The 11,998-nt window shown below is 54.5% G+C and carries 8 protein-coding genes; 1 reads left to right on the top strand and 7 read right to left on the bottom strand.

Features of this window, described 5'->3' with window-relative positions; all coding sequences use genetic code 11:
* Positions 1–39: 39 nt before the first annotated feature.
* The 7 genes from WA429_RS03115 to WA429_RS03085 form a co-directional block, all read right to left on the bottom strand.
* Positions 40–1,275 (bottom strand): phenylacetate--CoA ligase family protein, encoded by a 1,236-nt coding sequence (locus tag WA429_RS03115; protein ID WP_287464307.1) that lies wholly within the window; start codon positions 1,273–1,275, stop codon positions 40–42.
* 46 nt (positions 1,276–1,321) lie between these two features.
* Entirely contained in the window at positions 1,322–2,104 is a 783-nt protein-coding gene (locus tag WA429_RS03110; RefSeq protein WP_206927130.1) for an ABC transporter ATP-binding protein, read from the bottom strand.
* A 154-nt stretch (positions 2,105–2,258) separates the two neighbouring features.
* Positions 2,259–3,497, bottom strand: a complete 1,239-nt coding sequence (locus WA429_RS03105; protein ID WP_101245457.1) for an ABC transporter substrate-binding protein — start codon at positions 3,495–3,497, stop codon at positions 2,259–2,261.
* A 104-nt stretch (positions 3,498–3,601) separates the two neighbouring features.
* Positions 3,602–4,675 carry a branched-chain amino acid ABC transporter permease gene (locus WA429_RS03100; protein ID WP_101245456.1) on the bottom strand — a complete coding sequence of 358 codons (1,074 nt, stop codon included), beginning with the start codon at positions 4,673–4,675 and terminating at the stop codon, positions 3,602–3,604.
* Between the two features lie 18 nt (positions 4,676–4,693).
* Complete coding sequence (locus WA429_RS03095; protein ID WP_101245455.1) at positions 4,694–5,587, bottom strand: branched-chain amino acid ABC transporter permease; 894 nt, start codon at positions 5,585–5,587, stop codon at positions 4,694–4,696.
* A gap of 62 nt (positions 5,588–5,649) precedes the next feature.
* A complete protein-coding gene (locus tag WA429_RS03090) occupies positions 5,650–7,599 on the bottom strand; it encodes a long-chain fatty acid--CoA ligase (RefSeq protein ID WP_101245454.1) in 1,950 nt (649 codons plus the stop codon).
* Positions 7,600–7,601: 2 nt separating this feature from the next.
* Positions 7,602–8,411, bottom strand: a complete 810-nt coding sequence (locus WA429_RS03085) for an ABC transporter ATP-binding protein (protein ID WP_114112980.1) — start codon at positions 8,409–8,411, stop codon at positions 7,602–7,604.
* A gap of 832 nt (positions 8,412–9,243) precedes the next feature.
* Between WA429_RS03085 and acnA the strand changes: the two genes are divergently transcribed.
* Complete coding sequence (gene acnA / locus WA429_RS03080) at positions 9,244–11,931, top strand: aconitate hydratase AcnA (protein WP_101245453.1); 2,688 nt, start codon at positions 9,244–9,246, stop codon at positions 11,929–11,931.
* The last annotated feature ends 67 nt before the right edge of the window (positions 11,932–11,998 follow it).

Below are 11,998 nucleotides of genomic sequence, written 5' to 3'. Positions count from 1 at the left end.
TATCCCGAGCGGGAATAAAATTTGGCACTATCGGCGCGATTATCCGTGATCGCGCCGGTCATCAATGACCTTGCCGTCATTTGGCAATGTTCCGGACGGGTTAAAGGCAACCACGCCGCGCAGCTTGCAAACACCGGCCATGGTTTCACCAATCGCGTCCAGATCTGCTGATGCCTCGTTGCCTTCGCACAGAAGGGTCATGACATCATTGTCATTTTCACGGGTTACAACCAGACGTGCCTTGGTGATGGCGTCGTGGCGTTTGACGATTTCGGCAACCTGACTTGGATGGACAAACATGCCTTTGACCTTGGTGGTTTGATCGGCACGGCCCATCCATCCCTTGATCCGGTCATTGGTGCGCCCGCACGGGCTTTGCCCAACAGCAATCGCCGAAAGATCACCCGTGGCAAACCGGATCAGCGGATAATCCATATTCAGGGTCGTGACCACCACTTCGCCGACTTCACCATCCGCAACCGGTTCCCCGGTGCCCGGGCGCACGATTTCAAGGATAATGTCTTCGGCAATGATCATGCCGTCCTTGGCGTCACTTTCATAGGCAATCAGACCAAGGTCGGCACTGGCATAACATTGCAGCATCGCAATCCCGCGTTCCGCAAACCAGTCGCGCAACGACGGCGGCAATGCTTCGCCCGAAACAAGGGCACGCTTGATCGATGAAATATCGGCGCCGAGTTCATCGGCCTTTTCCATCAGGATTTTCAGGAAAGAAGGCGTGCCGCTATAGCCAGCCGGTTTGAGATCGCTGATTGCTTTGACCTGGGCTTCGCTTTGCCCGACGCCGGCCGGTACGACCACACAGCCACAGGCACGCGCCCCGCTGTCGAAAATGAACCCACCCGGTGTCAGGTGATAGGACAGGCAGTTATGCACGATATCGCCCGGACGGAAACCGGCCGCAAAGAACGCACGCCCCATGCGCCACCAGTCATCGCCTTTTCCCTGCGGATCATAGATCGGGCCGGGGCTTTGGAACATGCGCGCCATCGCCGGAACCGGCGTTGCATTCAATCCGGCAAGGGGAAGTTCCCGGGCCTGGGCATCGATCAGATCGGATTTGCGGGTTACCGGCAAGGTTGCCAGCGCATCACGCGATGTAATCGTTCGCGGGTCGATATCGGCAAGAATGCGGCCATAACCGGCCGACTTTTCCTTTGCATGATGAAGGATGCGCGGCAGTGCCGCCATCAGACCGGCTTCGCGGTCTGCGGGATTGCGCGTTTCACGTGCGTCGTAATATGTCGTCAGCATCCTGCCCGTCTTTCTTCAAAATTCCGTCACCAAAGCATTCAGGCCGTTACAGCCAACGCTTGCGGCGCTTGTAGGACTTGATGTTCTTGAAGCTTTTGCGTTCTTCGGAACCACCGCCAAGATAGAATTCCTTGACGTCTTCGTTGTTCAAAAGCTCGTCGCGGGTACCGTCAAGAACCACTTTGCCACTTTCCATGATATAGCCATAGTCGGCAACCTTAAGCGCAAAGTTGGCATTCTGTTCAACGATCAGCATCGTGATGCCCTGTTCGCGATTGATCTTTTCGATAATCCCGAACACTTCCTTGACCAGAAGCGGCGACAAACCCATTGACGGTTCATCAAGCAGGATCATTTTCGGACGCGCCATCAGGGACCGGCCGATTGCCAGCATCTGCTGTTCGCCGCCCGACAGATAGCCGGCAAGCCCGGTGCGTTCCTTCAGGCGCGGGAAATATTCAAAGACCATTTCGATATCGTCTTTGACGCCCTTGTCCTTGCGGGTATAGGCCCCCAGACGCAGGTTTTCGATACAGGTCATGTCTTCAATAATGCGGCGGCCTTCCATCACCTGGAACAGGCCGGAACGCACGATTTCTTCCGGGCTGCCATTGGCGATCTGCTGGCCCATGAAATTGATGTCGCCACGGGTGACTTCGCCGTCTTCGGTTTTCAGCAAACCTGAAATCGCCTTAAGCGTGGTCGACTTGCCAGCACCGTTCGGCCCCAGAAGGGTGACGATCTTGCCTTGCGGAACTTCCAGCGATACGCCGCGCAGGACAAGGATGACCTCGTCATAAACAACTTCGATGTTATTGACCGACAGCATCGGTTCGGCGGTCTCAATTTTGCGGGCGGGCTCTGCCATGGTGTCCCCTTCGAATTATCGCTTGGTGATCCCCCCTGTCGGGGACAAGGCATCTTGCGTCTTATGCCTTGCCCCCGAACAGACTGGGAGACATTCGTCTGTCTGGACTCAGGTCTTAGTAACCGAGCCAGTCGTCACGACGCGGCAGGGTAACGGTCGTTTCTTTTTTGACCGTGACTTCGCCACCTTTGGCGCTGCCGTTATAGATGTTGACGGTGTTGATGCCGCGATGGTCTTCGGCAGTCCAGGTTGCTTCCATGCACACACCTTCAAGGCCTTTGGGGACCCAGTTGGTGCGGGCATACATGCCGGCCTTGATGTTTTCACCGGTAATGCCGCCATTGGCCTTTGCCCATTCCATGGCTTCTTTCATGTAATAGGCCGAGCAAATGCCACGGATGTAATGGTGGGTGCGGAACTCGGTGCCCGAACGATCAGACATCTTGGAGATTTCGCGGACCAGATCCATGCCCGGAACGCCTTCGTCGGTCCAGAAGCTGGTCATGGCCGGGAAGACGTAGTTTTCAACATCGCCAATGGTTTTGAGCGTTTCGTAGTCACCCGCCCAGATGTTGGCCAGCCATTTCGGGGTCGCGCCAACCGTGTCACAGGATTTCACCAGCGACACAACCGACGGGCCAAGGTTGCCAAGATACCCATAGTTGGTCCCGGCTTCTTTCAGGGTCAGGCATTGTGCCTTGAAGTCACCCGGCTTCATCGAAACAACAACCGGTGCGGTTACTTCAAAGCCAAGCTCGTTGGCATATTCTGCACATGCTTCTTTCGGTGCGTTCGGATACGGGTGGTTGTCCCCGATATGCGAAAAGACCGGCTTGCCCGAACCACCGGAGTTTTTCCAGTCTTCAGCAGCCCACTGAACCATTGCACGGCAGGCATCGGAATAGGATGCGCCATAGAAGAAGTTATACGGTGCCGGTTTTGCCGTTTTCGGGTTTTTCGCGGTCGGGTCGGTCAGGTGACCGGAATAGGATGCCGAGTAGACAGGAACCTTGTCCTTGGCAACGAAGCTGATCAGTGCTTCGGTATCGCCTGTGCCCCAGCCCTGCATGGCAACCATGTTGTTGCGCGAACGCCATTTCTTGTAGTTCGCAATCGCCTGGGGAACCTTGTAGGCATAGTCAACCGATTCAGAATCCAGAACCGTACCGTCAATCCCGCCATGGGTGTTGATGTAAGACAGCGCATCACGCACACCATCAGCATAGAACTTGCCGATAAAGCCGGTCGCACCGGTAATATCCATCAGATGGCCGACAAATACTTCGTCTGCTTTGGCTGCCGAGAACGACAAGCCGGTTGCAACCATCGCGGTCGCAGCAATCAGTCTCTTCATAACGACGTCTCCCTTGGACGTTTTCATCAAAGATAGCCTCCCGGTCTCCCCGTTGTGGTCCCGGCCCTTTTTTGTTTTTAAGCGGGCCGGGTTCGGGGTCTTTATCAGTACGAGAAGGGATAAAGCTTCCAGTACGCCCTGATCTGTTGCCAGCGATGGGCAAGCCCATCCGGCTCAAAGATCAGGAACAGGATGATGGCCAGACCAATTGCCATCTCCTTGATATAAGCCAGCCCGTCGGTCACGGCCGTCGAACTTGCCCATTCAAAAACGCTTAATGCGCTGACACCGCTTTCCATGACTTCGGGCAGAAGCACCATAAAGACAGTTCCCATCAGGGTGCCTTTAACCGATCCGAGACCACCGATAATGATCATGCCAAGGAACTGGATCGACAGCAGAATGGTGAAACCTTCGGCCGAAACAAAGCCGAGATAATGCCCGTACATCGCCCCGCCGACACCGGCATAGAAGGACGAGATGGCAAAGCTCATCAGGCGGTATTTCGTCAGATTGATGCCCATGATTTCAGCCGACAGGTAATGGTCACGTACCGCAACAAAGGCACGACCATCACGGGTCCGCATCAGGTTGGTGCCCAACAGATACATCAGCACCAGGAAGAACAGCGACACATAGAAGAAGCTGAAATCATCAAGAATTTCATAGCCGAACACATTGATCGGGTTGGCCGCAGCCCCGTACGAACCACCGGTAAACCATTCGGCACGGGCAAAGAAATCTTCAAGAATGAACTGGGCCGCCAGGGTCGCAATCGCCAGATAAAGCCCCTTGATCCGGGCCGCGGGCAGACCAAACAGCATGCCAACAGCCGCCGTCATCAGCCCGGCTAGCGGAATGGACAGCAATACCGGAATACCGGTCGTGTTGTTGATCCAGGCCGATGCAAAGGCGCCAAAACCAAAGAACGCCGCATGGCCCAGGGAAATCTGACCTGTAAAACCGACCAGGATATTCAATCCAAGTGCCGCAATCGCAAAGTACGAGATCTGGATGAACAGGTTGACGTAATAGCCATCCAGAACAAACGGGATCATTGCCACCGCAAGAATGCCAAGGATCGCGGCGTTGCGGATATAGGTCGTATCGTAAATGCGGGTATCCTGACGATAGGTCGTTCGGAAATCACCGCAGGGACGCATCGAAAATCCAGCCATAGTACTTTTCCTCGTCCCTTAGATACGTTCGATGTCTTTGGTGCCAAACAGGCCATATGGCTTGATGCACAGAATGATAATCAGCACATAGAACGGCGCGATCGAGAACAGGTTGCCCCAGTTCAGATACTGGCCATCCACAAACTCGGCCGTGTTTTCAAGAAGACCGATGATCACACCACCGACAATCGCACCAACAATGGAATCAAGCCCGCCCAGAATAACCGCCGGGAACACCTTGATCCCGATCACCGACAGGGCCGAAGACACACCATTGACCATCCCGATCACGATACCGGCGATCCCCGACACCAGGGCCGAAATCGCCCAAGACATCGCAAAGACGGTTTTGACCGAAATGCCAAGGCTTTGGGCGACCTGCTGATCAAAGGCGGTTGCGCGCATTGCGAGGCCAAGCTTGGAATATTTAAAGAACCAGTAGAACCCGGCCATGATGAACAACGAGATCACGAAGCTCATGATGTAGGCGGTTTCGATCTGCATCCCCAGAAGGTTGATCGAGCGGGTCTCAAACACCTGCGGATAAGTTGCTGTGGTGGCCCCGAAAATCCATTTGGTTGCCGCCTGGAAAAAGATCGAAAGCCCGATGGTCACCATGATCACGGAAATGATCGGTTCGCCAATCATGGGCCGCAAGACAACCATCTGAAGAATGATGCCAAACGCCATCATAAACAGCAGCGTAAACAGGAAACCCAGCCAGAAGGGCATACTCATTTCCACAAGGAACGCATAGCAAACCCACGCGCCAATCAGCAGAAACTCGCCCTGGGCAAAGTTAACGATCTGGGTTGATTTATAGATGAGCACGAAGCACATCGCGACGACACCATACAGCGTCCCGACGATCAACCCGTTCAGCAGAAGCTGGAACAGAAGTTCGAAATTCATGTTGCCATCCCTGTAATGGCGGTCCGCGATCCGGTGATCGGGACCACAGTTTTGCTGCTGCCTTATTCGGCGGCTTTCGGGGCCGTCTGTGCGACCTTGTTATCTTCGAGATCGACGACCTTCACGCTTGTCTGGATGCGGGTCTTCGACCCGTCCTGGAAGGTGATCATGGTGTCGATATCAACCTTGTCATTGCCGGCATAAACCGCATCGATGATGTCGGCGTATTTTTCGGCAACCACGCCACGGCGCACCTTGCGCGTACGGGTCAGTTCGCCGTCATCGGCATCCAGTTCCTTGTAAAGAAGCAGGAAGCGTTTGATGCGCTGTGCCTCTGGCAGGGTCTTGTTCACCTCGCGGATTTCCTCGGTGATCATGTCATAGACCTGCGGCTGGGCGGACAGGTTGGTATAGTTGGTAAAGGCAATCCCGCGCTGTTCGGCCCATTTTGCCATGATCGAATAACGAATACAGATCATGGTCGACAGGAACGGAAGATCCTTGCCAAGGATCACGGCCTCGGCAATGAAGGGCGAGAATTTCAGTTTGTTTTCAATAAACTGTGGCGAATAGCGCACCCCGGTCGAGGTTTCCGCCAGATCCTTCATGCGATCAATCACAACCAGATGATTGTTTTCTTTCTTGAAGTAACCAGCATCACCGGTATGCATCCAGCCATCTCTGACATCTTCGTCATAGGCGGACTGGTTTTTGTAATATCCGGTGAACATGCCCGACGTACGGGCAACGATTTCGCCAACCCCGTTTTCATCGGTATTGATGACCTGGATGTCGGAATTGTCAAAGGCAACACCGACCGTATCAAAATCGATATCATCGGGCTGATGAATGGTGTAGGCGCCACAAAGTTCGGTCTGGCCATAAAGCTGACGCAGCGGAACACCCATCGCATGGAAGAACTTGAAGGTTTCCGGACCAATCGCCGCCCCGCCGGTTGCGGCTGACCGCAGGTTGGAAAAACCAAGACGGTCTTTGAGCGCATTCATCAAAATGACGTCGGCCATCTTGGAATGACCGCCATTGTCGAGTGCCGTGCGAGCCAGAGCCATGCCGAAATCAAACATCTTTTGCTTGAACGGCGTTGAATCCATCATCCGGGCCCGCACATCGGCGGCAATGGTTTCCCAGACGCGCGGCGCAAGCAGCACGAAGTTCGGTCCAATTTCGCGCAGGTCGGCCATCATGGTTTCCTGCTCTTCGACGAAATTGACGATCTGGCGACTGACCAGCGACTGACCAACCACATAGACCTGTTCCATAATCCACGGAAGCGGCAGGACAGATACATAGTTGTCACCCGGATATTTCGGGTCAGCACGCAGATACGCCGCGCAATGATCCAGAAAATCACCGGAATTGAGCATCGCCATTTTCGGCTTGGATGTCGTGCCCGATGTCGTGCACAGGATCGCGCACTCATCACCCTTGGTATCGGCGACCATCTGGTCATAGATACCGGGATTTTTTTCTTCGAGTTCGCGGCCAAGCTCGTAAAGCTTTTCGACATCCATCAAACGCGGATCGTCATATTTGCGCATCCCGCGCGGATCGCAATAAACGATATGTTCCACGGTCGGAATGTCGTCGCCAAGTTCGATCAGCTTGTCACACTGTTCTTCGTCTTCGGCGATCAGGATACGGGCACCGGAATAGGTGATCAGATAGGCGACTTCTTCGTGAAGGCTGTCCTGATACAGACCGACCGACATTCCGCGAAGGGCGTGGGCAGCAATTTCGCCCCAAACCCATTCCGGACGGTTTTCACCGATGATGCCGACGACATCGCCCTGCCCGATGCCAAGCGCACGCATGCCAAGCGTCATCCATTTGACGCGGTCATTGTAATCTTTCCAGGTGAATTCCTGCCAGATGCCGAATTCCTTTTCGCGCATGGCAACGTCACCACCCCAGTTGCGCGCATTATAGGCCAGCACTTTCGGGAAGGTATCAAGCGACTGCACGTCGGCATAATCGGGGATATTGCTGCTCATGATCAGGCCACCTGCTCGTCTTCATCCGTTTCGTCGTCTTCTTCACCCAGATAGGCCTTCTTGACGTGACTGTTGGCCATCACCTCGTCGGGGAGGCCTTCGGCAATCTTGCGTCCGAAGTCGAGAACCATGACCCGGTTCGAGATATCCATGACAACACCCATGTCATGTTCAATCATCACAACCGTCATGCCCCATTCTTCATTGAGGTCGATGATAAAGCGCGCCATGTCCTCTTTTTCTTCGAGGTTCATGCCCGCCATCGGCTCATCAAGCAGGATCAGATCAGGACGCAGTGCAACAGCACGCGCCAGCTCGACGCGTTTGCGCAGACCATATGAAAGCGTACCGGCCGTTGCCTTGCGGATATGGGAAATTTCAAGAAAATCGATCACGTCTTCGCAGAAGCGACGGTGTTCGAGTTCTTCCTTTTGCGCACCGCCAAACCAGTAAAGCGGCCCGTTCAGGAAGTTGTTTTTCAAAAGATGATGGCGACCGACCATGATGTTATCGAGAACATTCATATGACCAAACAGCGCCAGGTTCTGGAATGTACGACCGATGCCCAGTTCGGCACGATCATTGGGTTTAAGCCCCGTAACATCCTGACCTTTGAACGATACCGATCCGGTGGTCGGGGTGTAACGCCCGGACACGCAGTTCAGCATGGACGTCTTGCCCGCGCCGTTCGGGCCGATGATCGAAAACAGTTCGCCCGGCTGGACGGAAAAGCTGACATCACTCAGCGCACGTACACCGCCGAAAACCAGCGACACATCGCTGATCTGTAAAATAGGACTCTGTGACGTCATGCCGTCGCATTCCTCCCTGACTTGGGCCGCAAATGCCGCAGAACCACATTTCGGGTTCATCTTGGTGAAATTTGCGAACCGATATTCAGTTTCCCTGATGATGTGTCGGATTTTTTTGGGACCCTGACCTTACGGAAACCGGGCCTGACACATTTAATAGGCATTTAAGTACCAATTTCAGCATATTGCGTCAATGCAATGATCAGCAAGGGATTGAGACTTTTCTACAAATTCGCACTGCACAATTTAAATTCGCCTACCGCACAGTATCTTTCCACCCTTGATTACGTAACGTAATCTGACGGCGAGATCAGTTAGACAGCCCCGCGCACGTCGCATTGCAAAAAATTTTCGCGATCATGCACCGCACAATATTTACCGGGTGAATGCCCCCGAATAAGGCGGATCCAGATCAGCGCGATTGATCGAATCGGAACGGATTCGGGGCGGGCTTTTACGGCGTCTGGTATCCTCGTTCGCAATCGGCGCACCACCGCACCCCCGACATACCCCGAAAACACGCAAGCAATATGGTCAGCAACAGACTCGGCCCCCGAACAGCCCCTATTGAAAGGCGAAATGCGCCTTCACATATCGATCAAAGGTTTACCGATGCTTGTTGGACTTTGCCAATATGCTGTGATCAGCGGGTTTTACTGAATACCCCTTCACTGGGTCTGGACTTTCACAGGGAATTGTGGTGTAACCCCGGTGCACATGCATATGTAGCCGTGACCCGCGTCACGCAACACAGATAGCCCACCGCTCGGCGCTCCGACGGTCGGGGTGTCTTGTCACGACAAGCCCTTTTAACCACCTTGAGGAGGGTCTGATGTCCATTTGTGGCAAAGACAACCTGAAAACGCGCCGCACGCTGAAAGTCGGGGATAATTCCGTCGACTATTACAGCCTCAAAGTTGCTTCCGAAAAACTCGGCGACGTTTCCAAACTTCCCTTCACGCTGAAAGTCGTTCTTGAGAACCTTCTGCGCTATGAAGATGACTTCACTGTCAAAACCGACGATGTTCAGGCTGTTGTAGACTGGCTCAAAGCCCGCAAGAGCAGCCATGAGATCAACTATCGTCCGGCCCGCGTTCTGATGCAGGACTTCACCGGCGTTCCCGCCGTCGTTGACCTTGCCGCAATGCGCGATGCCGTTGTCAACATGGGTGGCGACGCCCAGAAGGTGAACCCGCTTTCACCGGTTGATCTCGTCATTGACCACTCGGTCATGATCGACTTCTTCGGCACCGATGATGCACTCGACAAAAACATGGAAGTCGAGTTCGAACGTAACGGCGAACGTTATGGCTTCCTGCGTTGGGGTCAGAACGCGTTCAACAACTTCCGCATCGTTCCGCCGGGCGCAGGCATCTGCCACCAGGTCAACGTCGAACATCTTGCCAAGGTCGTCTGGACCGGCAAGGACGAAGACGGCAAGACCGTTGCATATCCTGATACCCTGGTCGGCACCGATTCCCACACCACCATGGTGAACGGCCTTGCTGTTCTTGGTTGGGGTGTTGGTGGTCTGGAAGCCGAAGCAGCAATGCTTGGCCAGCCGATCTCGATGCTGATCCCGGAAGTCGTCGGCTTCAAGCTGACCGGCACCATGAAAGAAGGCATCACCGCAACCGACCTTGTTCTGCGCGTCGTTCAGATGCTGCGTGAAAAAGGCGTTGTCGGCAAATTCGTCGAATTCTATGGCGATGCACTTGACCACATGAGCCTGCCGGACCGTGCGACCATCGGTAACATGGCACCGGAATATGGTGCGACCTGTGGCTTCTTCCCGATCGATGACGAAACGCTTAACTACATGCGTTCAACCGGCCGTGACGAAGACCAGATTGCCCTGGTTGAAGCATATGCCAAAGAACAGGGCATGTGGCGCGAGCCGGGCTTCGAAGCAGAATACACTGCAACGCTTGAACTTGACATCTCGACCGTCGAGCCGGCCCTGTCGGGTCCGAAGCGTCCGCAGGACCGCGTTCTTCTTAAAGACGCCGTATCGAGCTTCAATGGCACCTTTGCCGACATGGCACCGGGTGTAGATGCTGATCGCTCCGTTCCGGTTTCGAATGAAAACTTCGAAATGAAAGACGGTAACGTCGTCATCGCCGCAATCACGTCCTGCACCAACACCTCGAACCCGAGCGTGCTGATCGCAGCCGGTCTGCTGGCGAAAAAAGCTGTCGAGCTTGGCCTGAACCGCAAACCGTGGGTGAAAACCTCGCTTGCACCGGGTTCGCTGGTTGTTGCCGACTACCTCGAAAAAGCCGGCCTTCAGGATTACCTGGATCAGCTTGGCTTTAACGTTGCCGGTTTCGGTTGCACCACCTGTATCGGTAACTCCGGTCCGCTTGCCGGTCCGATCGCCGAAGCAATTGACGGCAACGACATGCTCGTTACCGCCGTTCTTTCGGGTAACCGTAACTTCGAAGGCCGTATCAGCCCGCACGTCAAGGCAAACTACCTTGCCTCGCCGCCGCTGGTTGTTGCCTATGCCCTTGCCGGTAACCTGAAGGTCGATCTGAACAACGACCCGATCGGTACCGACAAGAACGGCAATGACGTCTTCCTCAAAGACATCTGGCCGAGCAACAAAGAAATTGCCGACACCATTGCGTCGTCGATTTCGGCTGCGATGTACAAAGAGCGTTACGACAACATCTTTGCTGGTCCGAAGCCGTGGCAGGCCATCGAAATCACCGAAGGCGAAACCTTCGCGTGGGATGGCAAATCCACCTACGTCCAGAACCCGCCTTACTTCGTCAACATGGCGGCAGAGCCAAACGACTTCGCAGAAGTCCACGGTGCGCGTCCGCTCCTGATCCTGGGTGACTCTGTTACCACCGACCACATTTCTCCGGCCGGTTCGATCAAGGAAGAAAGCCCGGCAGGTGAATACCTCAAGGCGAATGGCGTTGCGGTTCGTGACTTCAACTCCTATGGCGCACGTCGTGGTAACCACGAAGTCATGATGCGCGGTACCTTTGCCAACATTCGTATTCGTAACGAAATGGCACCGGGCACCGAAGGCGGCATCTCGGTCCATTACCCGTCGGGTGAACAGGGCTGGGTTTATGACGTTGCCATGCGCTATCAGGCCGAAGGCACCCCGCTGGTTGTCGTCGCCGGTAAAGAATACGGCACCGGTTCTTCGCGTGACTGGGCAGCAAAAGGCACCAACCTGCTTGGCGTCAAAGCTGTGATCGCGGAAAGCTTCGAACGTATTCACCGCACCAACCTGGTCTGCATGGGCGTTCTGCCGCTGCAGTTCAAAAACGGTGAGGGTCGTGCGACCTACAAGCTTGATGGTTCTGAAACCTTTGATGTCCTTGGCATCGGTGATGGTATCACCCCGCTTCAGGACGTTACGGTTCGCATCACGCGCAAAGATGGCAGCACCGAAGAATTCGTTGCCACCTGCCGTATCGATACCGAGAACGAAGTTCTCTACTACCAGAACGGCGGCATCTTGCAGTTCGTTCTGCGTAACATGATGAAAGCTGCCTGATTTCAGCACGAAGTCAGACGCTGACCAAAAGACACCCCGCCGGTTTCGTCCGGCGGGGTGTTTTATT

It is taken from the genome of Thalassospira sp. CH_XMU1420-2, from assembly GCF_037029325.1.
In the GTDB taxonomy this organism is placed as follows: domain Bacteria; phylum Pseudomonadota; class Alphaproteobacteria; order Rhodospirillales; family Thalassospiraceae; genus Thalassospira; species Thalassospira povalilytica.
The sequence above is the reverse complement of the archived record's forward strand: the minus strand, read 5'-3'. Positions and strand labels throughout refer to the sequence as shown.